This window comes from Paenibacillus sp. UNC217MF (genome assembly GCF_000686865.1).
In the GTDB taxonomy this organism is placed as follows: domain Bacteria; phylum Bacillota; class Bacilli; order Paenibacillales; family Paenibacillaceae; genus Paenibacillus_B; species Paenibacillus_B suaedae.
In genome coordinates this window covers 227,518-254,129 of sequence record NZ_KK366029.1, presented here as the reverse complement: position 1 = coordinate 254,129, position 26,612 = coordinate 227,518, and the positions used below count along the sequence as shown (strand labels likewise).

At 45.5% G+C, this 26,612-nt stretch carries 27 protein-coding genes and 1 tRNA gene; 9 read left to right on the top strand and 19 right to left on the bottom strand.

Annotation, left to right across the window (positions count from 1 at the left end):
• Positions 1 to 80: 80 nt before the first annotated feature.
• The 3 genes from BP95_RS0125480 to BP95_RS0125470 form a co-directional block, all read right to left on the bottom strand.
• Positions 81 to 1,055, bottom strand: coding sequence for a diaminopimelate dehydrogenase (locus BP95_RS0125480; protein WP_028533540.1), 975 nt, complete (start codon positions 1,053 to 1,055; stop codon positions 81 to 83).
• A 133-nt stretch (positions 1,056 to 1,188) separates the two neighbouring features.
• Positions 1,189 to 2,664: a sensor histidine kinase gene (locus tag BP95_RS0125475; protein ID WP_231515197.1), complete on the bottom strand. Its 1,476-nt coding sequence runs from the start codon at positions 2,662 to 2,664 to the stop codon at positions 1,189 to 1,191.
• On the bottom strand, positions 2,628 to 3,329 hold the full coding sequence (locus BP95_RS0125470) for a response regulator transcription factor (protein ID WP_028533538.1): 702 nt from the start codon (positions 3,327 to 3,329) through the stop codon (positions 2,628 to 2,630). The genes BP95_RS0125475 and BP95_RS0125470 overlap by 37 nt, the downstream gene beginning before the upstream one ends.
• Before the next feature lie 527 nt (positions 3,330 to 3,856).
• Between BP95_RS0125470 and BP95_RS0125465 the strand changes: the two genes are divergently transcribed.
• Positions 3,857 to 4,195 (top strand): L,D-transpeptidase, encoded by a 339-nt coding sequence (locus BP95_RS0125465; protein ID WP_021256264.1) that lies wholly within the window; start codon positions 3,857 to 3,859, stop codon positions 4,193 to 4,195.
• Positions 4,196 to 4,357: 162 nt separating this feature from the next.
• Here BP95_RS0125465 and BP95_RS0125460 read toward each other — a convergent pair whose 3' ends face one another.
• The 6 genes from BP95_RS0125460 to BP95_RS0125435 form a co-directional block, all read right to left on the bottom strand.
• A complete protein-coding gene (locus BP95_RS0125460; RefSeq protein WP_028533537.1) occupies positions 4,358 to 5,356 on the bottom strand; it encodes an ABC transporter ATP-binding protein in 999 nt (332 codons plus the stop codon).
• Entirely contained in the window at positions 5,353 to 6,360 is a 1,008-nt protein-coding gene (locus tag BP95_RS0125455) for an ABC transporter ATP-binding protein (RefSeq protein ID WP_028533536.1), read from the bottom strand. The genes BP95_RS0125460 and BP95_RS0125455 overlap by 4 nt, the downstream gene beginning before the upstream one ends.
• Positions 6,327 to 7,307 (bottom strand): ABC transporter permease, encoded by a 981-nt coding sequence (locus tag BP95_RS0125450; protein ID WP_021256267.1) that lies wholly within the window; start codon positions 7,305 to 7,307, stop codon positions 6,327 to 6,329. The genes BP95_RS0125455 and BP95_RS0125450 overlap by 34 nt, the downstream gene beginning before the upstream one ends.
• Positions 7,304 to 8,272 carry an ABC transporter permease gene (locus BP95_RS0125445; protein ID WP_028533535.1) on the bottom strand — a complete coding sequence of 323 codons (969 nt, stop codon included), beginning with the start codon at positions 8,270 to 8,272 and terminating at the stop codon, positions 7,304 to 7,306. The genes BP95_RS0125450 and BP95_RS0125445 overlap by 4 nt, the downstream gene beginning before the upstream one ends.
• A gap of 116 nt (positions 8,273 to 8,388) precedes the next feature.
• A complete protein-coding gene (locus BP95_RS0125440; RefSeq protein ID WP_175460771.1) occupies positions 8,389 to 10,092 on the bottom strand; it encodes a peptide-binding protein in 1,704 nt (567 codons plus the stop codon).
• A 296-nt stretch (positions 10,093 to 10,388) separates the two neighbouring features.
• The gene (locus BP95_RS0125435) at positions 10,389 to 11,150 is read right to left on the bottom strand and encodes an N-acetylmuramoyl-L-alanine amidase (protein WP_021256270.1); all 762 of its coding nucleotides are present in this window, start codon (positions 11,148 to 11,150) and stop codon (positions 10,389 to 10,391) included.
• A gap of 652 nt (positions 11,151 to 11,802) precedes the next feature.
• Between BP95_RS0125435 and BP95_RS0125425 the strand changes: the two genes are divergently transcribed.
• Both BP95_RS0125425 and BP95_RS0125420 read left to right on the top strand, forming a co-directional pair.
• Positions 11,803 to 12,456 (top strand): hypothetical protein, encoded by a 654-nt coding sequence (locus tag BP95_RS0125425; RefSeq protein WP_028533534.1) that lies wholly within the window; start codon positions 11,803 to 11,805, stop codon positions 12,454 to 12,456.
• Between the two features lie 109 nt (positions 12,457 to 12,565).
• Positions 12,566 to 13,195, top strand: coding sequence for a hypothetical protein (locus tag BP95_RS0125420; protein ID WP_028533533.1), 630 nt, complete (start codon positions 12,566 to 12,568; stop codon positions 13,193 to 13,195).
• A gap of 155 nt (positions 13,196 to 13,350) precedes the next feature.
• Here the strand turns inward: BP95_RS0125420 and BP95_RS0125415 are convergent, their stop codons facing one another.
• The 3 genes from BP95_RS0125415 to BP95_RS0125405 all read right to left on the bottom strand — a co-directional run bounded on the left by BP95_RS0125415 (position 13,351) and on the right by BP95_RS0125405 (position 15,140).
• Positions 13,351 to 14,064 (bottom strand): NPCBM/NEW2 domain-containing protein, encoded by a 714-nt coding sequence (locus BP95_RS0125415; protein WP_028533532.1) that lies wholly within the window; start codon positions 14,062 to 14,064, stop codon positions 13,351 to 13,353.
• Between the two features lie 576 nt (positions 14,065 to 14,640).
• Positions 14,641 to 14,934, bottom strand: coding sequence for a hypothetical protein (locus BP95_RS34130; RefSeq protein WP_021256274.1), 294 nt, complete (start codon positions 14,932 to 14,934; stop codon positions 14,641 to 14,643).
• Positions 14,925 to 15,140 (bottom strand): helix-turn-helix transcriptional regulator, encoded by a 216-nt coding sequence (locus BP95_RS0125405; protein ID WP_021256275.1) that lies wholly within the window; start codon positions 15,138 to 15,140, stop codon positions 14,925 to 14,927. The genes BP95_RS34130 and BP95_RS0125405 overlap by 10 nt, the downstream gene beginning before the upstream one ends.
• A 511-nt stretch (positions 15,141 to 15,651) precedes the next feature.
• Between BP95_RS0125405 and BP95_RS0125400 the strand changes: the two genes are divergently transcribed.
• Positions 15,652 to 16,542 carry a hypothetical protein gene (locus BP95_RS0125400; protein ID WP_021256276.1) on the top strand — a complete coding sequence of 297 codons (891 nt, stop codon included), beginning with the start codon at positions 15,652 to 15,654 and terminating at the stop codon, positions 16,540 to 16,542.
• Positions 16,543 to 17,017: 475 nt separating this feature from the next.
• Here BP95_RS0125400 and BP95_RS33355 read toward each other — a convergent pair whose 3' ends face one another.
• The 5 genes from BP95_RS33355 to BP95_RS31385 all read right to left on the bottom strand — a co-directional run bounded on the left by BP95_RS33355 (position 17,018) and on the right by BP95_RS31385 (position 18,765).
• Positions 17,018 to 17,176 carry a hypothetical protein gene (locus tag BP95_RS33355; protein WP_155987355.1) on the bottom strand — a complete coding sequence of 53 codons (159 nt, stop codon included), beginning with the start codon at positions 17,174 to 17,176 and terminating at the stop codon, positions 17,018 to 17,020.
• 168 nt (positions 17,177 to 17,344) lie between these two features.
• The gene (locus tag BP95_RS0125385) at positions 17,345 to 17,632 is read right to left on the bottom strand and encodes a hypothetical protein (protein ID WP_231515196.1); all 288 of its coding nucleotides are present in this window, start codon (positions 17,630 to 17,632) and stop codon (positions 17,345 to 17,347) included.
• A gap of 34 nt (positions 17,633 to 17,666) precedes the next feature.
• The gene (locus BP95_RS34345; RefSeq protein ID WP_268632694.1) at positions 17,667 to 17,795 is read right to left on the bottom strand and encodes a hypothetical protein; all 129 of its coding nucleotides are present in this window, start codon (positions 17,793 to 17,795) and stop codon (positions 17,667 to 17,669) included.
• Positions 17,796 to 18,052: 257 nt separating this feature from the next.
• Positions 18,053 to 18,370, bottom strand: a complete 318-nt coding sequence (locus tag BP95_RS0125375) for a hypothetical protein (protein ID WP_021256278.1) — start codon at positions 18,368 to 18,370, stop codon at positions 18,053 to 18,055.
• A 71-nt stretch (positions 18,371 to 18,441) separates the two neighbouring features.
• Positions 18,442 to 18,765, bottom strand: a complete 324-nt coding sequence (locus BP95_RS31385; RefSeq protein WP_021256279.1) for a copper amine oxidase N-terminal domain-containing protein — start codon at positions 18,763 to 18,765, stop codon at positions 18,442 to 18,444.
• 185 nt (positions 18,766 to 18,950) lie between these two features.
• Between BP95_RS31385 and BP95_RS32785 the strand changes: the two genes are divergently transcribed.
• Positions 18,951 to 19,235 (top strand): tyrosine-type recombinase/integrase, encoded by a 285-nt coding sequence (locus BP95_RS32785; RefSeq protein ID WP_081677066.1) that lies wholly within the window; start codon positions 18,951 to 18,953, stop codon positions 19,233 to 19,235.
• A gap of 81 nt (positions 19,236 to 19,316) precedes the next feature.
• On the opposite strand, the gene BP95_RS0125360 is transcribed toward BP95_RS32785, so the two are convergent.
• Both BP95_RS0125360 and BP95_RS0125355 read right to left on the bottom strand, forming a co-directional pair.
• Positions 19,317 to 19,391 (bottom strand) — tRNA-Thr (locus tag BP95_RS0125360).
• 162 nt (positions 19,392 to 19,553) lie between these two features.
• A complete protein-coding gene (locus tag BP95_RS0125355) occupies positions 19,554 to 20,045 on the bottom strand; it encodes a GAF domain-containing protein (protein ID WP_021256282.1) in 492 nt (163 codons plus the stop codon).
• A 158-nt stretch (positions 20,046 to 20,203) separates the two neighbouring features.
• Here BP95_RS0125355 and BP95_RS0125350 point away from each other — a divergent pair, with 158 nt between their 5' ends.
• From BP95_RS0125350 to BP95_RS0125335, 4 genes are all read left to right on the top strand, one after another.
• Complete coding sequence (locus BP95_RS0125350) at positions 20,204 to 21,157, top strand: alpha/beta hydrolase (protein WP_021256283.1); 954 nt, start codon at positions 20,204 to 20,206, stop codon at positions 21,155 to 21,157.
• A gap of 106 nt (positions 21,158 to 21,263) precedes the next feature.
• A complete protein-coding gene (namA, locus tag BP95_RS0125345) occupies positions 21,264 to 22,274 on the top strand; it encodes an NADPH dehydrogenase NamA (protein WP_021256284.1) in 1,011 nt (336 codons plus the stop codon).
• A 365-nt stretch (positions 22,275 to 22,639) separates the two neighbouring features.
• Positions 22,640 to 23,665, top strand: a complete 1,026-nt coding sequence (locus BP95_RS0125340) for a carbohydrate-binding family 9-like protein (protein WP_028533530.1) — start codon at positions 22,640 to 22,642, stop codon at positions 23,663 to 23,665.
• A gap of 233 nt (positions 23,666 to 23,898) precedes the next feature.
• Positions 23,899 to 26,478, top strand: coding sequence for a transglutaminase-like domain-containing protein (locus BP95_RS0125335; protein WP_036667611.1), 2,580 nt, complete (start codon positions 23,899 to 23,901; stop codon positions 26,476 to 26,478).
• The last annotated feature ends 134 nt before the right edge of the window (positions 26,479 to 26,612 follow it).

Here is a 26,612-nt window from a genome sequence, read left to right as displayed (position 1 = left end):
CATAGTTATGACAGCATACAAAAAACAGCAGCCCGCACATTGAATGCCGAGGCTGCTGTTCGTATATAGACTCCTGTATATTACAGCAATTCCTTGCGGAGCTGCTCCGGAGACTTCGGAGACAACAGGCCATATGGAATATCGAATACTGTGCGCGCACCGGACTCGCCGCGTTGTGCCAGACGATATACAGCACGAGCATAAGCAACGAGAACGCTCGCTGTGAACTCAGGGTTGCTGCCCAAGTTCAGACCGAACTCCATAATTTGCGATGTGCCTTCACCAGTCACGCCGCTGCGGAATACAAGACCGCCGTGAGGCATTGCAGAGTGATTCGTCTTCAGCTCTTCTTCGCTGATGAAGTTCACGATTGTGTCGTAGTCTGCGAAGTAGTTCGGCATGGACTTGATTTCTTGCTCGATGCGAGCCTTGTCTGCCCCTTCTTCTACTACAACGAAGCATTCACGCAAATGCTTCTCGCGAGTGGACAATTCAGGGTTCTCCCCTTGACGTACCTTCGCAACAGCTTCCTCGGAAGGAATTGTGTATTGTACACCGTTCTTAACGCCCTCTACACGGCGAATTGCATCGGAGTGACCTTGGCTCACGCCACGTCCCCAGAATGTGTATTCATTGCCCTCTGGAAGAACAGATTCGAACAACAAGCGGTTCAAGGAGAACAAGCCTGGATCCCAACCTGTCGAGATAACTGCAACATGTCCGTTTCCTTGAGCAGCTTCATCGACAGATGCGAAATATTCAGGTATACGCGCATGTGTATCAAAGCTATCCACCGTGTTGAACATACGTGCAAGCTCAGGACCTTGCTCTGGAAGATCCGTTGCAGAGCCTCCGCACAAAATCATTACATCTACTTTATCTTTGTAAGATTCCGCATCATTGAGTGAAAAGACAGGAACCTCTGCTTGTATGGATTCTGGGCTGCGACGTGTGAAAATGCCAACGAGCTCCATATCTGAATTTTGGCGGATCGATTTCTCTACGCCCTTGCCTAAGTTACCGTAACCTACAATACCTATACGAATAGATGACATGAGGTTGCTCCTCTCTATTTCTAAAATCATGGACTAGTATAATATATAAAGTAGATTTGCACAAAATGACATAGATTATTCGCTATACTTGTTGCATTCTGTTGCTACTGCTCTTCAGCTGTCAACTCTTTTGCTATCTACGTAATGGGAAACTGAGTGTGATACGTGCCCCTCCTTCAGGCGTATTCGCTGCTTGAATGCCTCCCCCATGCTTACGCATAATGAGCTTCGCCATATACAACCCAAGTCCGGCATGCCCTTGATATTGCGAACGTGATGCGTCGCCTTGAACGAACTTATCAAATACGGAATCCAGCATATGTGCTGGGAATCCAGTTCCCGTATCTGTAATCGACATCTCCAGCTCATGCGCTTTCCATTCCGCCTTCCACGTAATTGTGCCGCCCGAAGGTGTGAAGCGTAAGCTATTAGCGAGCAGATTGTCCATAAGCTGTCTCAGACGATCCCCATCGAGAAGCAGCGCTCCCTCTGCTTGTTGATCTGCAGGTGGGATGCAATGGAATTCAATCTGCTGTTCCGCGCACAACTGCTGCATATCCTGTGCGATCTCTTCCATAAATCGATTCATCTCTACTGGCTTTCGGTTCAAACGGAACTGCGGTGACTCCATTTCCGACACCTGATTCATTTCCTGCACGAGCCGAATGGCCCGCTTTGTATTCTTATCAATCGTCGTCAAATATCGCTGCAGACGATCCGGACGATTCATTCCACCATCCAGCAAACCCTCTACATGACCTTGCACGATTGCGAGCGGGGTACGCAGATCATGTGCGAGCGCAGCTACCATCTCGCGCCGCCGCTGCTCCATCTTCCACTCGCGTTGCAGAGACAAATATAGCTCCCGCCTCATCTCGTCGAATGCCTTCATGAGTTGAGCTATTTCTGAAGTACCCTCATAGGAGAAGCTAAAATCCAGATCCCGCTGCTGAACCCGTCTCGTGCCCTCTATTAATTCCTCGATGGGGCGGCTCAGCTTGCGGCCGAACCTTCGACCGAACAGCCATGCAAATAGAATGACAAATAGAAAAGGTGAAAATAAGACCGCGATGACTAATAGTCCGAAGTAAGGGCCTAGCTTCGATCGCACAGTAACGCCAACAGAAAGTGTGTAGTTGATGACTACAGCTCCCTGCAGTTCGCCTGACTGATTGACGATAGGCAATACGTTGCGAGCACGCCCCATTCCCGTCATCCCGCTTGCATTGAGTAGGGAAATCAGTTCGCGCCCACCACGTATGTTCGGATCAGGCAGCGATCCATATCTATATTGACCTGTTCGATCAACAACTGCGTAACGTATCCCCTTCTCATCTACTAATCGTTCGATGAGCGATTGATTTTCCTTATCCAGCAAGCGTTCCCCTTCTGATTCTACTAACTTGCGTATGGGCGGAATCTGCTTCTCATAGTAATTGGCAGGTCTGAGCACGCCGTCGTCATACGATTGCATCCATATGAAGGCTCCCCATACAACAATCGTCAGTGCCAGACTCGTACCGATTACCCATACAAAGTATGTAATAAACTGACGTTTAAAGGAGTGCATGCTCATTCCTGCACCTTCCATTTGTAGCCGATGCCCCATACGGTTTCAATCCAGCGCGATGGCGTGTGAACTGCTGCCATCTTCGCCCGAATATTCTTCACATGCTCCGTAACTGTCGTATCATCTCCAAGGGCGTCCATACCCCATACCTGTTCGTAAATATGCTCGCGTGCAAACACCTGTCCCGGATGGAGAGCAAGCAGTTCTACGATCGCGAACTCCCGGCTTGTTAACGGCAATCGCTTGCCTTCATAACGAAGCTCCATCCCCTTCACATCCACTGTAAATGCTCCAAATATGAGTACTTGCTCATGATTATCCTGCTGCCGCACATAGCGTCGTTCTCTTCGAAGATGCGCTTCAATGCGCGCCTTCAGCTCACGCATGCTAAATGGCTTGCTAATATAATCATCGCCCCCTGCCGCTAGACCGTATATACGATCTGCTTCACTCACCCTCGCACTGACAAATAGAATCGGGCAAGCAACCGCTTCTCGAACCTGCTTACACCATTCCACTCCATCCGTGCCAGGCATCATAACGTCGAGTACAATTAGGTCGGGCGACTGTTCCGTAATAAGCCGCTGCGCCTGATCCGCATTGTGTGCCGTGCGTACCGAATACCCGTCATCCTCCAATGAATCACGTACGAACACCGTCATTTCTTCCTCATCATCGACCAGCAATATGTTAGCCCGTTCCATGCTTTTGTTCCCCTTTGGTGGCAAAATTCCAATCCTGTATGATTTCCTTTTCTTCGACTATGTAAATGAGTGACGATTGCTACATTGCCTTATCACCGCTTTCTATCTCAATTTCCTTCAGTAACTATGATCTCTATTAAATATGAACCCTATAGATTAGGATCTCTATTGATTGTGATCTCTATTGATAATGAACATTGTTAAATATGATTGATATGAAATACGATCCGCATTAATAGTTGCTCTGTTAAACACCGTTGCCCCCGCTTAGTTGCACTTCTACGTCATGATTTTCTTATAGCAGTCATCATATCTAGTCTAATGCAACTCTCTCACACAGGGCAAATAAGCCAGAATCGTTCAATAATGCAATGGATTCAATAGAGCAATGAGTTCGATAGAATAAGACGACATGAATCAGAATAAGCGTACCGTGAACCGCCGACAGGCACTTCCACTGCACGCTTATTCATTCGATGAACCCCCATTCCTGCTATCGCATATGCTGATCAAGAGGAGTTGGGCGTATGCCACAATATCGAATAATTGTCGATCTGTCTGATCGCAGGTTATACCTACTGGACGGAGATGTCGTTGTAAGGGAATATCCTGTGGGCGTCGGCAAGATGTTAACCCAAACCCCTACAGGGGAATATACGATCATTAACAAAGAGCCGAACCCGGGAGGCCCATTTGGCGTCTTCTGGATGGGCTTGTCGAAGCCCCATTACGGCATTCACGGAACGAATGATCCTTCCTCCATTGGGCACTACGTATCTCACGGCTGTATCCGCATGTACAATGAGGATGTTCTCCAATTGGCAGCTCTTGTCCCCATCCATACAAGAGTGACCATACGTCCATAACATTGACAGGATTAAATCGGGCATCGAAAAAAGAATAAAGCCTCTTTCCTGCTGCAGAGAAGCGTGTTCTCATATCGCAGCAAGAAAGAAGCATTATAAAAGTCCCCCACAATGCCGTAATGACACCCGGTACACTGGGCTGGCCTTAATGGGTATATTCTATTATGCCAAGATTGATGCTGGAGCTGCCTCCAATGGGAAGTGGCAAGCCACTTGCCGGTCTGCGCCAACCGTCTCCAGCTCCGGCGCTACGAGCCGGCACTTCTCTTGAGCGAATGCACATCGTGGATGGAACCGGCACCCGGAAGGCGGATTCGCCGGAGATGGCACATCTCCCTGCAGGACAATTCGCTCCTTCTTATAGTGCGGATTCGGTCTAGGAATCGCTGACAACAGTGCCGCGGTATACGGATGCTTAGGATTCGCAAACAAATCTTCTGTGCGAGCCACTTCGACTAACTTGCCAAGGTACATGACCCCGATTCGATCGGAAATATGGCGTACTACATTCAGACCGTGCGCGATAAAGAGGAAGGTCAGTCCCAGTTCCTTCTGCAGCTTCATGAGCAGGTTCAGCACCTGGGATTGAACGGACACATCCAGCGCCGATACGGCTTCATCTGCTACGATAAAGCTCGGATTAAGCGCAATCGACCGAGCTATGCCTATCCGTTGGCGCTGACCACCTGAGAATTCATGCGGATAACGGTTGCGTCGGACTGGATCCAATCCGACCAGTTCCATCAGCTCCACTACACGCTTATCGATTTCACTGGAAGATGCCTTATGGTGCACACGAAGCGGCTCTCCAATAATATCTCGAATGTGTATACGGGGATTCAAGGAACCGAACGGATCTTGGAATATAATCTGCATATCCTGCCGCATCAACCGCAGCTGCTTCGTATTCATCCCTTGTATCTGCTTCCCGTCAAAGAATACAGCACCGCTTGTTGGCTTCTGTAATTGAAGAATAGCTCTACCTAGTGTTGATTTGCCGCAGCCCGATTCACCGACGAGGCCGAACGTTTCCCCTCTAGTAATACTGAAGGTAACATCGTCTACAGCCTTAACATGACCAACCACCCGGTTGAAGAGTCCCGTCTTGATTGGGAAATACTTCTTCAGGTTGCGAACTTCAATCAATGATTGATCCATCATGCGCGCTTCACCTCGGATTGTCCGTCATTATCGCTGTCGTACAGCCAACATGCCACCTGGTGATTACTCCGGATTTCCCCTAGCGTAGGCTCGTGATGCCCACATTTCTCCTCCACCTTCGCACAGCGTGGATTGAAGCGGCAGCCCGAAGGCAGGTTGTTGATACTCGGGATTGTTCCCGGAATCGTGTATAACTCCTCGCCTCTTGCTCCTTCCAAACCCGGAATCGAATTCAAGAGACCTACTGTATATGGATGGGAAGGATGATCAAATATTTCTTCAACGCTGCCTTCCTCCACAATCTTACCGGCATACATAACCGCAATGCGATCAGCCATTTCCGCAGCCACGCCCATATCATGGGTAATCAGCACAATCGCCATGCCAAGTTCTTGCTGAAGACGCTGCAGCAGATCAAGAATTTGCGCCTGAACGGTAACATCCAGCGCAGTGGTCGGCTCATCCGCAATAAGCAGCTCTGGCTTGCACACGAGTGCCATCGCGATAACAACCCGCTGCCGCATACCTCCGGACATCTCGTGCGGGTATTGCTTCGCTCGCATTTCCGGATCCGGAATCCCGACCATGCGCAGCATGTCAATCGCCCGAGCCCAACATTCCTTCTTGCTTAGCTTCTGGTGAAGCTGCAAACTTTCTGCAATTTGATCGCCAATCGTAAATACCGGGTTAAGCGCCGACATCGGATCTTGGAAGATCATCGAAATCTTTTCCCCACGAACGTTGATCATTTCCTTTTGCGATTTGGTTGACAGATCCTCGCCATTAAAACGAATGCTGCCTTCGAAAATAGTTCCTCCTGCATAGTCGATCAATCGCATAATCGAAAGAGAGGCGACACTCTTACCACTGCCGGATTCACCTACAATACAGAGTGTTTTACCCTTCTCCACGCTAAGAGATATCCGATCTGTTGCCTTCGCAATGCCCTGCTCCGTCACAAAGCCTGTGGTCAGATTTTGGACTTCAAGAAGTTTTCCCGCCATTGCTGCACCCTCCTACGTGGAATTTTCTCTTTCTTGCGTGGGTCAAATGCATCACGGATTCCGTCACCAATAAAATTGACCGCCAGTACGACAATAAAAATACATGCTCCTGGATAAAGCGCTTGCGTCGGATCGACAAGCATGAATTGCTGTGCGTTGCTAAGCATCAATCCCCAGCTCGTATCAGGAAGCTGTACCCCTAAACCGAGATAAGATAATCCTGACTCAGCAAGGATTCCCCCGCCTACCATTAAGGTAGCGTTTACGATAATAGGAGCCGTGGCATTGCGAAGCAAATGCCTGCCGATAATCCCCCAACTGGACACACCGATCGCCCTTGCCGCTTCCACATACTGCATCTCCCGCAGTTGCAGGAATGTTCCTCTTACAAGTCTTGCTGAGCCCATCCAGCTTGTAAAGCTCAGAATCAATATCATATAGCTGAACTTCGCGCCGAAGATGGCGAGTACCAAGATGTTCAGGAACAAGGTTGGAGTAGAGTTCATAACGTCAACAAATCTCATGAAAATCGTATCGATCCAGCCGCCGAAATATCCGGAAATCGAGCCGATGATCGTGCCGATGACAACCGAGATAAAGGCAACAGAAAAGCCGACTGATAACGACACTTGACTGCTATAGATAAGACGTGACAAGATGTCCCTTCCCAATTCATCCGTTCCAAGTGGATGACCAGGAGTGCCCGATGGCAAACTTGACTTCAACATATCGATCGCTGCTGGGTCATACGGGGCAATATATTTGGCAAATACAGCAATGGCGACAAAGAACAATAGGACGATGGCTCCAACCACTGCAAATGGATTGCTCAAAAATTTCTTCCATGCCATTAAGGTCATACTTGTCGGCTTCTCCGACTTATGAGGGCCTGTCCCACGGGTCTTATCCGGTTCGAGCTGAGCATCCTGCAAACTCGCTGTACTCATGCCGACATGCCCCCTTTGCCCAATTGAACACGCGGATCAACAATGGCATACAGAATGTCCGCTATCAAGTTGCCAATAACGACGATAACCGCTGTAATAAGAGTAATCGCCATGAGAACGGAATACTCGCGTGACACTGCCATATCGACGAACAGCCGCCCCATTCCCGGCCAGTTAAACACACTCTCCGTAATGGCTGCTCCCGCAATGAGAATTGGCAGATCCAAGCCAAGAATTGTGATGATCGGGATAAGTGCATTCCTCAGAGCATGACGGGCAATGACTCTTCTCTCTTTCATTCCCTTCGCTCTCGCTGTTCGAATGTAGTCCTGTCCTAGCACCTCAAGCATACTGGATCGGGAATATTTCACATAAGAAGCCAAGAAACCTAATGTAAGAACCGTTACAGGCAGAATCAGATGCATGAATAAATCCTGAATATCTCCCTCTTTCCCCATCGAATACATGTCGGATAAGGGAAGCCAGTCCAATTTAATAGAAAAATAACTCTGCAAAAGAATACCGAACCAGAAATGCGGCATTGCAAACCCAACATACGAAATAAATGAAGCTGTCTGATCGGATAACCCATACTCCTTCGTACTATTGTATATCCCCCAGGGGATCGCAATGATTAAGGAGAGCAGCCATGCAACGCTCATCAGAACAACCGTATTCTTCACCGTCGGCCAGAGTATATCACCTACTGGGAGATTATTCTTGAAGGTTTTCCCCAAATCACCCTTCAACAGGTCTCCCACCCAGCGAATATATTGGATATGAATCGGCTTGTCCAAGCCGAGATTTTTCGCTTGTATTTTACCCGCTTCCTGAGACAGTCCCGGCGACAGAAAGATTTGCGTCGGACCTCCTGGTGCTGCATGAATGAGTCCAAAGGTAACGATGGAGATCAAAAACAGCACTAAGAGTGACTGTAGTACACGGCGGATCAGATACTCCGTCATAGGAAATCCTCCTAAATCGTATCGTGTGAATTCATGTATTAGCACATCCATATAAAAGAGGAAGGGGCAAGCAACCCCCTCCCCTCATCATGCATATTCAACCTGTGCTTGGTATTTTATTCTACCCACCAGTTGATCATGCGGAACATGTATCCATATGCGAGTCCTGGTTCAGGTCTGTCTTCTTCCGCATATTTCACACGAGGGTTCAAGCCCTGTGGTGTACCATATTGATACATGAATACATAAGGAAGATCCGTTGTGATTTCTTTACCGATCTCTGCGTACACTTTCTTACGCTCGTTTTGATCAGCGACAGAGTAACCTTTTACCCACAATTGATCGAGTTTTTCGTTTTTATACCAACCCGAATTTTGGTTCGGCGGGAAGAACTTTGAGGAGAGAATGCTTTCTGCGTTCGGATCTGGATCATTTAATGACCATGCCGCCAAGATAGCTTGGAATTTACCCGGTACAATGTTCTGCTCTTGCCAAGCAGCGAAGTCAACGCCTCTCGGCTTCACTTCAATGCCGATATCTTTCAAGTTCTGTTGGATAACAGCAGCAACCTGTTCGCGGCGGCTATTACCTGTATTGTATTGAAGTTCGAAGGAGAACTTCACGCCGTTCTTCTCTAAAATGCCACCTTCAGTGCTAGCCTTCCATCCATCTTCAGCCAGCAGCTTCTTCGCCAATTCCACATCATAGTTATAAACTACTGCAGTTTCGGCTGGATCTGCCCATGAACCTGGCAGGAATGGCGAGTTCATCAACTTACCTGTTCCCTTAAGGATATTGTCGACCATGCCTTGGCGGTTAAGCGCGTGAGCGATCGCTTGTCTTGTCTTCTGTCCAGCAAAGAAGCTTTCTTTATTATCGAAGTTCATTTTGTTAAAGTTGAAGCCCATGTATTCGTAGAGTGGTCCTGGTGCCAAGATGACGTTGAGGTTGTCGCGAGCTTGAACAGCTGCTAGTTGGGTGACTGGAATCGCTGATACAGAGTCGACATCTCCCTTGATGAGAGCTTGCACTTCTGTATTTTGATCTGCGTAGATTTTGTAGATGACTTTCTGGATGTGAGGTTTTTTCGCTCCCCAGTAGTTCGGGTCTGCGTCGAAGCTTAAGTATTGTTTTTGCTTCCATTCAGTCCATTTCCAAGGGCCGTTCGTTACAGTCTGCTCTGGTTTGGAACCGTATGGATGCTTCTTCAATTCTGTAATCGGAACATCCTTCAAGATGTGATATGGCACTGGTTTAAGTCTAAGAGAGTAGAGGAATGGGGCAAATACTTGCTTTAACTTGATCTGAACAGTGTGTCCATCGATCTTCGTTACCGATTCAACATGTTCGAATTGGCTAATACCTGGGGAACCTACTTCTGGGTTGCGTACCGTATTAATGGTAAAGATCAAATCATCCGCTGTTACTGGTTGGCCGTCGCTCCATTTGGCTTCTGGCTTCAATTTGACCGTGTAGGTCTTCAAGTCTTCACTGATTTGAGGAGGCTCAGCCGCGAGAGACCAAGGCTCTACGACTACGTTCGCTTGACGGTCAAGATCGTACAGGCTGGAGAAGATCAAGATTTCAGCATCCCCGGATGAAGTATCACTTACGTACAATGGGTTCACCGAAACGATATCCGAGAAGGTACCTAACGTGATTGTACCTCCATCTTTCGGGGTCTGAGCCGTATTCTCCTTCGCTGGCTCTTCCGTTTTCGCTGGTTCGGTATTTTTGGGCTCATCCTTAGGCGGATTCGTCGTTGTGCTTGAACCACCGCACGCTGATAACAGCGATCCCATTAGTACCAAGAGCAGCATAAATGACATCCATTTCTTTTTTGCCACATAATTCCCCTCTCTCATTTTCGATTTTTTTGTGAAGGATATATTTTCCTAAACATTGTATCATTTGAATCAGCCTACAGGTAGTAAAATGATGGAAAATATTTATAATTCGCAATTATATTTTTCATTTTTCTGATAACTTTTTTTAAGAGACTATATAGAAAGAAAAAAGGGGCGACATCCGCCCCTTTACCACTTTACTCCAATAAATTAACCTATGGTACACGAGATACGAACGCAAATCTTCTACGCTCCCATTCCTTCTTATCCTAGCGCTGGATGCTGACAATTCTCTCTGTTCCATTCCATGTGACGCTGGCCCCTATGGATTCGGCAATTGCTCGAACAGGTACATAGGCACTGCCATTCAGAATGATGCTATTTGGCTGAGAGATATTATTGAGATACGCGACCTTCTTCGTATTGTCCCATCCAACAGAAAGACCCAATGCTGAACCCATATCACGAATCGGACCGTATACGACATTTTCCTTCATTATTCCCTGCGCTGCTTCTTGTCCATTGACTAGAATGCGGATTCCATTCTGAAGTTGCTGTACTTGCCCCTTAATTAAAATAATGAACTGGCTCCAGTACGGGAGAATTTGCGAAGGGCACTGCTTGCCTGACCATTTCTGATGCGGCACAACTTGATCGATCGTTAGTTTATAGCGCAAAATCAGTGTTGCCACGAGCCACGCTGCGTTATTCCAAGCCACATCTTGATTCATGCCCGTATACATGCATACCTCAATAGCAATGCTTGTCGTATTGCCAGGCCCATTGCCATCGCCCGCGTGCCATCCCTGCTCATTATCACGCAGATGCTGATAGATATCTTTGTCATCCACCGTATAGTGCCATGATGCTTGTCTCCCGCCGCTTCCATCTAACAAGTAGCGCGCGTGCGATTCCGCTGTTCCGCTTGTATTGTCCGTGTTGTGGATCGTAATCCACTGTGGTGTCATAGGCTTGCTCGGCTTGTTTGGACTGCCATCTGGAATCAGACGTTGTTGAATGACGATCTTCATGATTCATCATCTCGCTTCTGCATAATGTGTTGCTCCCAGAAGACTTGCCCTGCATGCTGCGAGAGCTGATCTATCACCAAAAAGCGTTCAAAGGAGTTGAACGCCGCTTGGATCATTGCCGCATATGGATTGTATATAGGAGAATCACCCTAAGTTAGAAGTGCCGTCGCAAATCTTCTATAGTAAAACATACGTACTTTCATAGAAGCTTGACTCTGGCAATTGTCCGGCTGATATAGCTTGTTTTCTCTTGTTATGTATTAGGCTAGTTGTTCACGACATTACTATTTCGGTTCACAAATTATAATCAATATAAAATTTTCTGCTGATTCATTCATACATGCGGTTTGTAGCTTGTCCAAGACACATTACAATAAACAGCTTTGAAGTTCTTCTGCTGCTAACGCCGACAAGGCCATTTGTACTAAGGTACACTGCTCACCTATCATCACTCCTTCATAGTAATGTCGAATCAATAGAAAATAGGTTAGAAATTGAATGTATATTCCCAGTTTATAGTGAAATAAACATTAAATAAGTTCGCCCCAGAAATGGAAGATGGTACAATTGACTCATAGAATCGAATAAGTCTAGCGACTTGCTTCGGCGCTACTCTCCCTTTTCAAGGGAATAACGAAAGGAAGATGCACGCTTGAAGAAATTAGCTGTCATTTTACTAATCGCCTCCAGCTTCATGATGCTCACTGCTTGCAGTGGAAAAGACGCAAGTGCTCCGAAAGAATCGGTTGCTGAGCAGCAGAAACTAAAAGAAGAGAATGAAAAATTAAAAGCAGAAGCCGACAAATTAAAAAAAGAAAAGTCCGATAAAGAAGCCGCAGAAAAAAAAGCTGCTGAGGAAGCAGCTCAAGCCGCAGAAACGGAACAATCTGAGGCCAATACAACTTGGAACGTAACCGATGTAGATGCGGAGACAAATGGCAATATAGAGTTTGCAGCGGACTTGCTGCTGACTGGCAAGAAGCTTCCAGCATCCGGGAAAGCTGTACCCGCTAAGGTACATAAGACTCCGTGGGATTATTATGGGAAATTGGTAAAATTCACTGGTGTAGTGAGCTTAGTCACCGATTATCCACCTAGCGACGAAGTTCCTCTTCGTTCGGAGATTATTATTGTCACCGAAGATGAAGTCATTGTTGACTTTTTGAGTCTTGTTCCAAGCGGAGATATCGAAGTTGGCGACGAGGTTACGATTTCTGGGCTAGTAACGGGACGGATGGAAGTTGATAACAAGGTTGGCGGGACGTTCACCCATCTCATAGTAGTCACCAATGAAGTTCCAAATTAATTATAGATCATGATATCGATTTATGCGCCCGTAGCTGTCCTACGGGTTTTTTCCTGTAATCGAAGTCAATCATCTCACAAAGGAAGTTACATGATAGGAGAAAACAGAAATGGATGATAAGTGGATCCTTGAGCAATCGGAGTCTACAGCCAATGGAAGATTCCTTTCTTCCAGCATTGTAGTTATCTCTATACTTGCAACCTGCTGTGCAATCGCCATATCTATCTACGCATGGGTACAGAGCAATAAAGTCAACGAAGCCACAGAGAAGCTGCAGCAATCCTTCTCTAAATTGCAAGCGGACTATGAGGAACTTAAAAGAGACAACAGCAAACAGGGATTTACGATCAATCAACTGCAGAACAATCTCTTGTATGCAAATATTCAACATGACATGGAGGAAAACGTCGTATCCGATCATTTGATATTGGATAAAATCTACTTCGACGATATCGTCTATCGCAAAGGAACGAGCGGCACGACCATAGACGTTCGCACTCAGCCCGAATTTAACACTAAATATGCGGGGTCTGGGAAGTTCACTCTATCTGATAAAGAATTGAACAATGTTGTAACCACGTTCATGCAAGCAGCGCGAGATCAATATGAGTGGTGTCTGGAAATGTACAGCATGGATGCCGTTGCACCAGATTGGAATGAGCTTACGCATACCATTACGATCCACAACTATGATCTTGGAACCTATCATAATGGTGTGTTTACGCCTGTTAAGAAATAGTATCTTTGAGCTTAGGTAAAACACCGCTAGCTTCTGCAATCCGCTGAACTGAGAAACCAGGTCATTCAAAAAAGAGAGAGTCAACGAGAAATGCTATTCGATGACCCTCTCTTTTATTAATTCTGTTAAGATTGATAAAGTATCATTTATGCATGTTACTGAAACAATTTAGGTTCTGCGAGTGCTGCCCACGTAGACTCAAATACATTTCCTGGTTCGGCCACAATTTGAAGCTTAAGTACCCCGCTAACATCAATATTTACAGGTTTAGGGTTATCTCCGCCTGTTACATTTTCAATTGAAGCCAATTCAGTTCCATCGCCAATAAAGCGATAGGTAACCACTCTATTAGAATTTTTCGTTGCATCATCTACACCAATAAAAGTTGATAGCTTTTTATATTTTCCATTTAAGTTATAGTCAATAGAGGTACTTTGGGTGTTCATAAAGCTAAGATTAAAAACAATCCCTTTTTGAAACTTATTTCCTGCAATTTCAATCTTATTGCTGTAGGGGTTTTGATTAAAACTAACGCTTGAACCATTTGGGCCATCAGTTCTTGCATAATTTACATCGGATAAATATTTGAACTCTCCCTCTTTCTTGCCAAACCAAGCTGTTTTACTTTTCCCATCATACGTAAAATCTTTCCCAGAAGCGTTAGCTATGAATTTCACCGGTGCATATAGTTGCCCTTTATAGACAATCGCATTATCTGTGCTAGCTTTCTGAACACCATCAAACATATACTTGATGTTTTCAAACGAAACTTCAATTTTTGCCGTGCTGGCAGCAAATGCCGCTGTACCAGATAGCAGACCTCCGATTACTACTCCCATTAGTAGTCCTTTTAGTTTCTCTTTCATCATTCAGTTCTCCCCTGTTCATGTTTTAGCATAAATTACCTCAACTTTGTTTCGACATATACCACTATATTCCTCCATATTCATCTAAAATACCTATCTACTATAACAAATAGAGTATTACTACATGAACAAATAACTGAATATGGAAAAGGCGTATTGCCACTAATGCGACAAATACACCACTTGTTTAACAGAAATCTTTTATTCAGCATGTGAAGTTCCTATAAAAAGCGTGATCTCCGATTTCTCAGAAACCGCGCCGTTATCGACATTACATGGTGCTGGAGAAGGGAAATGAACCCCCAACCCACGCATTACGAATGCGTTTCCCGATAATCCTTGATGATCTCCGATGGTCTTCTTTGCCTGTAGTAAGCTGATTTCTTAAAAATATGATCTTCTATGGTTCTGGTTGGGTTTCTATATCGGTAGATTGATTGGTAGATGATTGGGTAGATGAAAAAAGGGAGATCCAGAATACTCTGTAAAATGAAAAATGTGCAAAGTCCACTAAAACCAATAAATTAATACGGGCTAACCCAAAGAAAGACCTCAATTAAGAGGTCGATTGCGGTTCATTTAATAATTTTTCTTGTTCTTGTTAATATATAGAAAGGCACTCCCAAAAACGCTCAACGAAAGTGTGAAATATAATAATATATCAGGGAGATATTTCGTTGAAACAAATTCAAGCAAGTGAAGCACAATTAATAAAATGATTCCTAAATATAAAATATTAAATAGCCTATTATTTGTTTTATATATAATTTCCTTGCCTCTTTCATCCTTTGCCTCATCACTTGATTGAAACTTCAATTTATACATCTGACTAAGAATTATCAAAATAAAAAATAGAATCTTTATCAATAACATTCCCACACCTCCTCCTTATAATCAAAAACATCGGTTAATGGCTTCTCAAAGGCATTTGCGATTTTAAATGCAAGAATAAGGGATGGGTTGTATTTGTTTTTTTCAAGAGTCGCAATGGTTTGACGGCTAACGCCAATCCTCTGTGCAAGTTGTTCTTGTGTCCATCCCTTTTCTGCTCGGTAGACTACTAACTTGTTTTGTAACAATAACACCACCTCTTAAAAGAATTGTAATTTATTTCTTACAAATTGTAAAGTATTTCTTACATAGCGATATCTATTCTAAAGCAACTAATAAATCATTACGCTAACGGGGAACTATAGCTCAATCACTAATAACAACTAATACTTTTTACAAACTCATAATGTAATTGTAAATGAAAAAATGGATAGAGATTCAGATATATCTGAAAGCTCTATCCATTCTTAACTAATAAATATCAAACATTATATCTAATCACTTATAATTATTGACCATATTGGACTTCTTGGACTTCTTGGACTTCTTGGACTTCTTGGACTTCTACTATCTTTTGATAAGACATAATCCCTGTCTTCTTTATTGTGGTTTTGCTGTTGCATAAAACAAAAGCCTCGGAAGTAATCCGAGGTTTTCTTATATCTAATGCCTAATCATTATTTTGACAGTAATTTCATAGTTGTGAATTCCTAATAATGGTACACTATCCCCAGACAATCATTAATGGGAGGGGATTTCTTGACTACTAGTAAATCCAAGAAACCAGTATATAAACGTTGGTGGTTTATTTTATTGGTTGTACTTATTATTGTACCTGCAGCAATAGGAGCCGCTTTAGACGACGGTAAGAAAAATGTCGCGTCAGTGTCAACTGTATCCACTAATACATCAAACTCTGTAGATGAAGGCGACAAAAAAGATATGACTAAAGATATTAATGTAGAATTGAGTGTCAAAGAGAATGTAGCTGCTGGAAAAGTATCATTAACCGGAACCACCAATCTACCAGATGGGACAGGTCTTATGATCACAGTATCCAATGAAAATGGATTTCGGGCTCAATCATCTGCCGTTGTCATTAGCAATGAATTTATGACGGAAGAGTTCTCCTACAACGGACAAGCATTGGAATCTGGTGCATACAATGTAGATGTTACAATGCCTATTGCTTCTGTTCAACCTGACGCTGTAAAAAAAATCATCGGAGAGAACTCTGAAAATTTAAAAGGTGATTTAGTAAAAGAAGGCGACTTGGGGAAAACCGTTAATTACTCCAAATCAATTATAGTTGAAGAGGCTTCAAAAGTTGATCACAGTGCAATGATCAAAGAGTACAAAAATAAAATCATTGGATCGTATAAAACAATTAAGGATACATATGGGAGCCATTCAAAATCGTTAGATGCAGTTGAGTGGGCTAAATTTGCTCGTGAGTTTAAAGAGAATGTAAGCAATTTAAGAAATGAGATAGAAGAATCTAAACTCAATCAAAGTGATAAGATCGTATTGAGCCCTGCATGTGCTGACTTAGAAATGTTACTTACTGCATATGCCGCTTCATTACAGGGGCGTGACGATGATACAGAAATTAAAAGGTTAAAGACACAAATTGAAGAAGCAATAAAATAACATTATGAAGCCTCGGACTAATCCGGGGCTTTTCTTTTTCAACTATACACAGGCTTCTTACACCGTGTACACATATATACCCCGTCTATCCAACGGCCACGCATTGCGGCCATACAGTTACAAAGGTATAGCGACTTCCCTTGCTTTATAGGAACCGGTTTACTCTGTAACTCCTATCTCCAGTTCTTCATGCTGTCCTCCCCTTTACAGATCGCCAGGATAAGATACGTTCGATTCTAATCGGCCTCCACGCCTTAGCCTTCATGCAGGTTGCATGCAGCACTCCATCACTATATGGCGCTGTGTAATTTCACCATGCTTATCCTCATAAATGATCTCGATTTCACGACCAATGTAATGTTCCAGATGCATGCTCCTCATCTACACAAGAACATTTGTCCCTACTGTATAAGATCATTTGTTCGGTTTCAAGTTATTAAAAAACAGTCGCTGAACCACTAGCGACTGTAGTTACCTATGCTTCTCGTTCTAATTCATCAAGAGGAATAAACCATGCCTTTTTACCATAATTACGTGCCCACAACACTTGCTGGGTCTTAGGGTGTTTCCTCCATGCCCGGAAAATTCCGTAGCACTGTAATCTTTCATTCCATACTTTTTTACTATTATCCATTTAAAATCAGCTCCCAAAGTGTTTATTTCTTGTCGGGAGTGATCCTGTGTGCTACAATGTATGTACGGTTATTTTTATCATTACACTGTAGTGGTTCTCGCACAAATAGAAACCACTAATTAATTGTGGGCTCCCGACAAGATGGGGAGCATTTTTTTTCGTCCATTTTTAACCCACCCTAACCTTCATGTCATTTTCGACTTTAATTGCAGCATCCCAACTTCTCAATTCTTTGAACACTTCCACTTTCACTTGACCAACTGAAATCACCCAAAGAGCCTTGCCGTTAATAAGTTCCTCAACCATGTCATACTTGTCGGTATAAAGTTTAATACCACCTTCAACACCGAACAAAAGCAACTGATTTTCATTGCCTAGCATTATTGTATTTTCGTTGTATCTCATCCCATTGACTAGCTTAGTTATTGAATCATTGTGTAAACCAGATTTCTTCAAATAGTTTATAACCATCAAAACCAAGACATCGAATTCAGAATATAATCGGCGTGTAGCTCTTCCTTTGGAAGGTGAAGAATCCAGTTCTTCCCCATGAATCAAGTGTCGCGTAGGGAATGCCGATCAATTCTGAAACAAATGGTGAAGAATATCCCCAATTCATCGCAAATTCCCTCCTTGAATATATCAATAAATGAACATTACATAATCTACCCAATTAGATTATAGAACAAATTTTTGTTTTAAGTCAACCTATATATTGATATTTATATCGACTTTAGATATATAAAGATCTATATCTTGTATGTAGGTCGATTTTCAAAATATCAATTTTGTCTTGAACTGTACCTTGAAAAGAACAAAAGTAACCTGCCACTATGACAGGTTACTCTAATCCTCCTCGTTCCAAAATTAATTCCATTATTCAGAAACATCCTGGAATGTTAAACCAGGGAAAACGGTATAATTCTTTAATTGGGTATCACTGATTATGTTTGCATAATCTATTAGGTATCCCTTGCTCATATACGGAGCTACATCAAAGTCCCATTCAGCCACAAATGGTGTGGATAAGTTCATGTAATGAACTACTTTTACACGTACTTTGTATTGGTCTCCGTCGCTCCTACCTTCTCCTTTTCTTTTAGCATCTACAATTTTTTTAGCATCTACTATTTTCAGTTCTAAAATGGAAGGATATACTCCTCCTCCTGGTAGTTCGATTGATCCGTTATCCAAGTAACTGGAGGCTATTGTTTTTTTCCAAGCTTCTTCATCCCTCGAATCATATGAAACGAAATACTTATTAATTAAAGATACGATGTCTGCCCATTGTCCCCAGACAGATTTAATTTTTCATTCCATAGATCAGGAGTAGAAACCGAAGTTCCGTTTTTCTGATTAATAATTACAGTTTGTTTTTTAGAATCCCAAGTCACACCAGCACCTAATGCCTTAGAAATCGTACTAATAGGAACCATGACTCTTCCATCAACATTGCGAGGCGAAACGTCAGTAGGTACTGTTTGACCGTTTACAACAATTGAAATTTTCCCACTAGCAAATGCTCCACCAATTAACAAAGAGGTAAGAGCAAAAACAAGTGATACAAAAATGACCAGCTTTTTCTTCATTGTAAACCTCCTAAAATATACTATTGGACGAAATTCCCAGAATGATGAAATCACACTTATTGATAAATTACATCTTTATCGATCATCGTTTTCAGGGCGTAAACGTCCTCTAATTTAACGTCTATGATTTTGACGACACGAATAGCGACAGTAGCGAACGAGATATCTCTCTGTTCCCTAACACAGTGACATTGTTGGAGAAGCATTTTGAGAAAAAAAATGAACATCCTGATTTCCCTAGGATACGATTTCATGATCTTCGGCATACTCACGCCACACTGCTATTGAAAGCAGGTATACACCCTAAGATCGTTCAAGAACGTCTTGGCCATTCGTCTATCAACGTAACACTTGATACCTACTCACATGTGTTGCCAAACATGCAGGAGGCAGTTCAACGCAATATTGGCGATTCGATTACAGGAACGAAAATAGATACTGAAAATCCACTTTATCTGGATAAAGGTTAGAAGAATGTTAGAAGTCAGCCCTAGAAAAGGGGAAAGCGCGATCTCCGATTGCTCGGAAACCGCGCCGTTATCGACATTACATGGTGCTGGAGAAGGGAATTGAACCCCCGACCCACGCATTACGAATGCGTTGCTCTACCCCTGAGCTACACCAGCAAATTTTGTTGACACCAAATATTATAGAGAAGTCAAATTATTGTTTCAACACTAAAATAAATTTACCTATATTTACTATATAGTGCTGCAGAGGTATTCTAGAACGATGTTCCTTCCCTTCATGCAGCACCATCTTCTATTTTCCGCATCAAATCGAAACGTCTACAATTGGCTCTCAGCTAAAAGCGCACTGACCAGCTTCTCCAACGCTTCTTGATCCTGTTCATTGAAGCGATCTGTAATCGGGCTATCGATATCCAGTACCCCGATAAGCTTGCCTTCCTTTATCAGTGGGACAACAATTTCGGAGCGCGATGCCGCATCACAGGCAATATGTCCGGGAAATGCGTGAACATCCGGCACAATTACTGTACGCTGTTCCTTCGCCGCCGTTCCGCACACGCCGCGGCCAAGCGGAATTCTTACACATGCAGGCAGTCCTTGGAACGGCCCGAGCACAAGTTCCCCTTTCTCCTCATCCATCAAGTAAAATCCAGCCCAGTTAATATCCTTAAGCCCATGCCACAATAGCGCAGCTGCATTAGACATATTCGCAATGAAATTCGGCTCACCTTCGATTAATGCGGCCAGCTGTCCATTGATAATCGGATAATCCTTGGCTCTATCGCCAGTATATAGTGTCGGTGTGAACATCTGTACCGCCTCCCTCAGTCTATTTGTAATGTATCATACCATAGTGGAATGAATTCCGTGTATGATGCAGTTAGAAAATAACGTAGCTTTCGATTCAAAGCTCTCGATATAATGTAAGAAAAGGGTAACGGAACAAATGCCGATGAGGAGGCAATCTGATGAGAACGAACACCTTTCAATTTATAGATGAAGAACAAGTACGGATTCATGTCTACCACTGGATGCCCGAGGACACAGTTGAGGTTCGAGGCGTGGTACAAATCGCTCATGGGATGACCGAAACAGCGATTCGCTATGAGCGCTTTGCCGAAGAGCTTACGGCTGCCGGTTATATCGTATATGCCAATGATCATCGCGGTCATGGCCTTACAGCAGCAACAGAGCAAGACTTGGGCTATGTTGGCGAGGACGGATTCACGTGGATGGTGCGCAATATGGCGCAGCTCACCAAGATGATTCGAGAGCAGAATGGCGATATTCCTCTGTTTCTGTTCGCTCATAGCATGGGCTCTTTCCTCGCTCAGCAATATATAACAGAACATGCGAGCCTGATAGACGGCGTCATCCTATGCGGAAGCAATGGCCCTCGCGGTCCTGAGCTGCTAGCAGGTGTCGGCGTTACGAAGTTGATCGCCTCGGTGAAGGGATCTCGCCATCGCAGTACCTTCATCGATAAGATGGCGTTCGGCAGCTTCAATCGCAAATTCAAGCCAGCGCGCACACAGGTAGACTGGTTAAGCCGCGATCTGGAGGAAGTCGATAAGTATGTTGCAGATCCTTACTGTGGATTTCTAAGCACGGTCGGATTCTATCGCGACTTCTTCAAGCTGCTGCGCAATATCCATCGTCCCGAGGTCATGAACCGCATTCCGAAGCAGCTGCCTATGCTGCTTATTGCAGGAGATGAAGATCCGGTAGGCAACTACGGCAAGGGTGTCCGCAAGCTGGCGGATCTATATGGACAACTTGGTCTGGAACAAGTCGAATGCAAGCTCTATGCGGGTGCGCGCCATGAGCTGCTCAATGAAACGAACCGCGACGAGATCACCGCGGATTGCCTGACATGGCTAACGAAGCAAATAAAGCAAGCCTCTAAGCTTGTCAATAAATAAAGGTTCAACAGTCCGTCATTTGTGCCTGCTGTCTGGACGGGCGTATAATAGTCATGAGTGAATGATCAATGATCTAGTTCCAATGGAGATGGAGGGATACTTACACATGTCTCGCTTGTTTGAACCGATAACGATCGGAGGAGTTACAATCCCGAACCGGATTGCTATGTCTCCGATGTGCATGTATGCATGTGATGATGAAGATGGCAAAGTAACGGAATGGCACTTGGTCCATTATGCCTCTCGTGCAGTTGGGCAAGTCGGGCTTATTATCGTGGAAGCGACTGCCGTCACACCAGAAGGTCGTATCAGTGCTCGTGATTTAGGAATTTGGAGCGACGATCAGATTGCGGGTCTGCGCAAGCTTACTGATCTGGTGCATTCCCATGGCAGCAAGATCGCAATCCAGCTTGCCCATGCAGGCCGCAAGGCTACCGTTCCAGGCGCAATTGCTCCATCGGCAATTGCATTTAGTGAGGATTACGCAGTGCCTGAAGAAATGTCGCAGGAGCAGATTCGCCGGACGGTGAAGGCATTCGCAGAAGCCGCTCGTAGAGCGAAGGAAGCAGGCTTCGATATCGTAGAAATCCATGGTGCTCATGGCTACCTGATCAATGAATTCCTCTCCCCGCTTACGAACCAGCGCATGGACATGTATGGTGGAAGCACAGAAGGAAGATACCGCTTCTTAAGCGATGTAATCGATGCAGTGCGCCTCAATTGGGAAGGCCCCGTGTTCGTGCGTATTTCGGCCAATGAGTATGCAGATGGAGGCAACTCTCTGGAAGCTTATATCGACTATGCACGCCGCATGAAGGATCAAGGCGTCAGCCTCGTTGACTGCAGTTCCGGCGCGGTAGTACCGCATCCAATCGATGTATTCCCCGGCTACCAAGTGCCTTATGCGCATGCCATTCGTCAGTCGGCTGGCATAGCTACGGGAGCAGTCGGCCTTATTACCGAGCCAGCTCTAGCAGAAGAGATCGTCCGTAATGACCGTGCGGATCTCGTCCTTCTCGGACGTGAACTGCTGCGTGACCCATACTGGCCGTTGCGGGCTGCACGAGCACTTCGTGCTGAACTGCCTAAGCCGAAGTCTTACGAACGCGCTTGGTAAACCGCAAGATAACATAGATAGTGCCCCGATATAGAAGAGGTGGCATTTTCTAACTCAGCCTGCTGCCTTCTTCATGAAGCAAGCATAAGCAATCGTTGTTACTATGGATAGAAAATATACTCAGTTACGAAGAGGGCATTCTTCATGGATGCTCTCTTTATTTATCTTCAGATACAACAGCGAAACCGACATGTTCGACATTTTGTGATACCGATAACTTTTTTTCGCCGAAAATCGCGTTTCCCTATTGAATATCCGATTATATCCATCTAGTATAAGGATAAGTTTTATCTTCATTGCCATATTTGCGTATTTGTGTGTTCTCCAACACCTACCACATGCATTCATCTAGAGGAGGATGGAAGATGGATAGAAGCGGCGTTCCTGAACCGAATATCGTATTCGAGCCAAAGCATTACATTTGCCACCGCACAGCAGAACCGTTACAGCTTGATGGACGATTGGATAAGCCTTTTTGGGCGAATGCCCCGTGGACAGACGACTTTGTTGATATTGAGGGAGATTTGAAGCCACGGCCGTTCAAGCGCACACGGGTCAAAATGCTTTGGGATGACGAGTATTTATACTTCGGTGCCGAAATGGAAGAAGATCAGATATGGGCGACATTGACGGAGCGAGATTCCGTCATTTTCTACGATAATGATTTCGAGATTTTCATTGATCCCGACGGCGACACGCATAACTACTATGAGTTCGAAATGAACGCCTTCAACACGATATGGGACTTGCTGCTGCCGAAGCCTTACCGTGATGGCGGTCCACCTATTAATTCCTGGGATATTCGCGGTATTCGAACTGCTGTACATATTGATGGCGAAGTGAATAATCCAAATGCAGACAACAAGGGTTGGAGCATTGAAGTGGCCATGCCTTGGAGCGCGCTGAAGGAATGTGCGCCAGAGGGACGCTTGCCGCGTCATGAGGAGTATTGGCGAATTAACTTCTCCCGTGTCGAGTGGCGTGCTGAAGTGCAGAACGGAAAGTACGTAAAGACAATCAATCCGGATACGAACGCCCCTTATCCAGAGTGTAACTGGGTATGGAGCCCGCAAGGCATTATTAATATGCATTATCCAGAGCTATGGGGCTTCGTCGTCTTCGCCGAGGCGAATCAGCCAGAACCCTCCTTTAAACTTACGCAAGATGAGCTGATTAAGTGGGAACTGCGCAAGCTCTATTACCGGCAGCGCCAGCATTATGCAGCGCATGGACATTATGCACCAACCTTGTCTGCGTTAATGAACGAAGAGGTGTGCAGCATTGAACCTGTCATTGAGACAACAAGCGGAACCTTCCTCATGTCTGCCAAGTCACAGGACGGACTGCAGTGGATTCGCATTCAAGAGGATGGGAAGGTGTGGCGCGAATAGGTTTGCTGCGCAGCATGCATGCTCCAAGCCTTCGGCACATCCGTTCTCTGCATTTCTTGTGGTTATCGATAACATAACCAGTAACCAGTAACCAGTAACCAGTAACCAGTAACCAGTAACCAGTAACCAGTAGCAGTAACCGATGTTCCAATGACCAAGTTCGACCGGACTAACAATCATACATGAACCATCACTGCATCACAGACATTCCACACACGGAGTTGATGAACAAGATGACGAGTACAACTGGCTACGCAGATAGCACATTCCTTCAACAGATCGAAGATAAGTTTCATTATAAACAAGAATTAGCCAAGCACCGTTCAACAGAGCTGTTCGGTGTATTCAGTCAAGAGCTGACCGGGGAAGAACGCTTACTCTTGAAATACTTGTACGCCTACATGCCAATTCACGACTTGGCTGACTATAACGGGGATTTCTTCCTAGCTCATGTGCGCCGCACTCTAGCAACACGTCAGGCGCTTCCTTGGGGAAAAGACATTCCAGATTACATCTTCATGAACTTTGTCCTCCCCTACCGGGTCAACAATGAGAATATCGACGACAATCGCGAAGTGATTTATCACGAGCTCGTTAATCGTGTGAAGGATAAATCCATGATCGATGCGATTTTGGAAACGAACTATTGGTGTCATGAGAAAGCAACCTATGTCGGCACGAATCAGCGTACCGTATCTCCACTGACCCTGATGCGTACGGCTCTAGGCCGCTGCGGGGAACAATCGACACTAGCCGTCGCCGCACTGCGCAGTGTCGGCATTCCGGCGCGCCAATGCTACACGCCGCGCTGGGCGCATTGTGATTCGAACCACGCATGGGTGGAAGCTTGGGCGGATGGCACATGGTACTTCCTCGGTGCATGTGAGCCGGAGGGACGCCTGAACGAAGGCTGGTTCAAGGCTCCTTCACGCCGAGCCATGCTTGTGCATACGCGCGTTCCTGCTGATTATAACGGGCCCGAGGAAACGTGTTCCAGCCACCCTTGGTATACCGAGATCAACCTGCTCGGCAATTATGCGCCGCGCAAGACCATTACAATACAAGTCGTGAATGAGCAAGGAGAAGCAACGCCGGCCGAAGTTCATTTCCAAATGTACAATTTCGCTGAATTCTACTCTGTTACGACATTGCCAACCGACGCGGATGGACAAGTAGCATTCACAACGGGATATGGCGACCTCCTTATCCACGTACGCAACGAGCAAGGCTACGGCTTCCGCGATATTTCGGTCGGAGATGCGGATATTTTCACCGTAACGCTCCAGTCTGAGCCACCGGAGCACGAAGTATTAGAATTCAATATGGTGCCGCCGCCAGAGATTCCAGACAAGAGTGAAGATCGGATGACAGACGAGGAACTTCAGGCGAACGATAACCGTGTCCAGCACGGTACAGCAACACGTGCCGCATACGAAGCTACATTTATGAATGAAGAACAGGCTGGGGAATTGGCGCGCAAGCTCTCCCTGCCTGCAGATCGTGTATGGACGGTACTACGTCATGCACGTGGGAACAGTCATGAAATAGCGTCTTTCCTCGAATCCTGCACACCGGAACATGGCGAATGGCCGCTCCGACTGCTCGAATCGCTGCACGAGAAAGATACACAAGACACGATGATTGAGACACTGCGCGATCATTTGGAGGGTGCCCTTCCCTATCTGCAGCAGGTGAAGGATGAGGAGCTATTCGCAACCTATGTGCTCTGTCCGCGTGCCTATTATGAAATGATCAAGCCTTATCGCGCATTCTTCCAAGCCAATCTAACGGCTGAGGAGAAGGCGGCCTATACAGCCAATCCGCAGCAGCTGGTTGAGCGCTTGGCCAATGACATAACACTTGAAGGCCGTATCGATCGCTACAATGGCATGATTACGCCAGTCGGCGCATTCCAATTGAAGCTGGCTGATCGCGTAAGCCGGGATGTATGCTTCGTGGCAATCGCGCGCAGCATCGGAATCCCAGCGCGACTTGAGCCGCTGAATACACGTCCGCAATTCTGGATGGATGGCGCGTGGCAAGATGCCCTGTTCCATCAGGATGCCGTCGAGGCGCCTGTGGAAGCTGCCGCTACTGGTTCCGTCGTATTTACACGAGGAGAAGGAGATCAAGAAGCTGCCTATTACTTGAATTTCACCATTTCTCGATTCGAGAAGGGTAGTTACCGTACCTTGACCTTCCCATATGGTGAAAAAGATATGTACGACAAGCCTTACGAGGTGCTGAGCGGCGACTATCGAATGACAACGGGAACTCGCCTTAGCGACGGAACGGTGCTAGTTCGCCAAACCTTCTTCTCGGTGCAAGACGGGACAACAACATCGGTGCCTATCGTGTTCCGTAAGGAAGAGATTCATGTTCCGGTACTCGGTACAGTGACGGCCAATCAGTGGGAACTCATGACCGCGCAGGCGGATCTCAATATTCCCGAGCAAGGAATCGTCCTTGCATGGCTCGATCCAGAACGGGAGCCTTCCAAGCACCTCGCGCGAGAATTGCGCGAGCTCAAGGCAGAGCTCGATCAATGGGGAGGCCAGATTGCGCTTATGGTAGAAACGCAGCGCAATCGCGGCGAATTCAAGCTTGAGGGCATGCCGGAGCATACAACATACAGCGTGGATGAAGATGGAGGGGCTCTGCAAGCTCTGCTTCCTTCCTTGCCGGAATGGAACGGGCAAGAATACCCGCTCGTTGTTGTCGTGGATCATCAGCACCGCATCCGTTACCAGCTCCAAGGCTACAAGCTTGGCACGGGATCGGATATCGTGAAGACCGTAAACAATATGCAGTAATGTTACAGCGTTAGACCAAGTGACGGAGGCGCTATCACGTACATGGTTAGCTAGCGTTAGCTCTGTTACTTTGATAGCCTCCCTTGTAGAAATCGTAGATGGTATGATGTCAGATCGAGTTCGAGCAATGAAGC

Bases quoted from the DNA above. Each gene is read 5' to 3' on its own strand.
- BP95_RS0125465 (WP_021256264.1), top strand. From the start codon at position 3,857: ATGCCACAATATCGAATAATTGTCGATCTGTCTGATCGCAGGTTATAC.
- BP95_RS0125450 (WP_021256267.1), bottom strand. From the start codon at position 7,307: ATGAGTACAGCGAGTTTGCAGGATGCTCAGCTCGAACCGGATAAGACC.
- BP95_RS0125475 (WP_231515197.1), bottom strand. From the start codon at position 2,664: ATGGGGCATCGGCTACAAATGGAAGGTGCAGGAATGAGCATGCACTCC.
- BP95_RS0125440 (WP_175460771.1), bottom strand. From the start codon at position 10,092: ATGCTGCTCTTGGTACTAATGGGATCGCTGTTATCAGCGTGCGGTGGT.
- BP95_RS0125470 (WP_028533538.1), bottom strand. From the start codon at position 3,329: ATGGAACGGGCTAACATATTGCTGGTCGATGATGAGGAAGAAATGACG.
- BP95_RS0125350 (WP_021256283.1), top strand. From the start codon at position 20,204: ATGAGAACGAACACCTTTCAATTTATAGATGAAGAACAAGTACGGATT.
- BP95_RS34345 (WP_268632694.1), bottom strand. From the start codon at position 17,795: ATGAATTGGGGATATTCTTCACCATTTGTTTCAGAATTGATCGGCATT.
- BP95_RS0125435 (WP_021256270.1), bottom strand. From the start codon at position 11,150: ATGAAGATCGTCATTCAACAACGTCTGATTCCAGATGGCAGTCCAAAC.
- BP95_RS0125355 (WP_021256282.1), bottom strand. From the start codon at position 20,045: ATGTTCACACCGACACTATATACTGGCGATAGAGCCAAGGATTATCCG.
- BP95_RS0125455 (WP_028533536.1), bottom strand. From the start codon at position 6,360: ATGGCGGGAAAACTTCTTGAAGTCCAAAATCTGACCACAGGCTTTGTG.
- BP95_RS0125415 (WP_028533532.1), bottom strand. From the start codon at position 14,064: ATGATGAAAGAGAAACTAAAAGGACTACTAATGGGAGTAGTAATCGGA.
- BP95_RS34130 (WP_021256274.1), bottom strand. From the start codon at position 14,934: ATGTTATTGATAAAGATTCTATTTTTTATTTTGATAATTCTTAGTCAG.
- BP95_RS31385 (WP_021256279.1), bottom strand. From the start codon at position 18,765: ATGAAGAAAAAGCTGGTCATTTTTGTATCACTTGTTTTTGCTCTTACC.
- BP95_RS0125420 (WP_028533533.1), top strand. From the start codon at position 12,566: ATGGATGATAAGTGGATCCTTGAGCAATCGGAGTCTACAGCCAATGGA.
- BP95_RS0125480 (WP_028533540.1), bottom strand. From the start codon at position 1,055: ATGTCATCTATTCGTATAGGTATTGTAGGTTACGGTAACTTAGGCAAG.
- namA (WP_021256284.1), top strand. From the start codon at position 21,264: ATGTCTCGCTTGTTTGAACCGATAACGATCGGAGGAGTTACAATCCCG.
- BP95_RS33355 (WP_155987355.1), bottom strand. From the start codon at position 17,176: ATGGATAATAGTAAAAAAGTATGGAATGAAAGATTACAGTGCTACGGA.
- BP95_RS0125335 (WP_036667611.1), top strand. From the start codon at position 23,899: ATGACGAGTACAACTGGCTACGCAGATAGCACATTCCTTCAACAGATC.
- BP95_RS0125460 (WP_028533537.1), bottom strand. From the start codon at position 5,356: ATGATGGATCAATCATTGATTGAAGTTCGCAACCTGAAGAAGTATTTC.
- BP95_RS0125340 (WP_028533530.1), top strand. From the start codon at position 22,640: ATGGATAGAAGCGGCGTTCCTGAACCGAATATCGTATTCGAGCCAAAG.
- BP95_RS0125445 (WP_028533535.1), bottom strand. From the start codon at position 8,272: ATGACGGAGTATCTGATCCGCCGTGTACTACAGTCACTCTTAGTGCTG.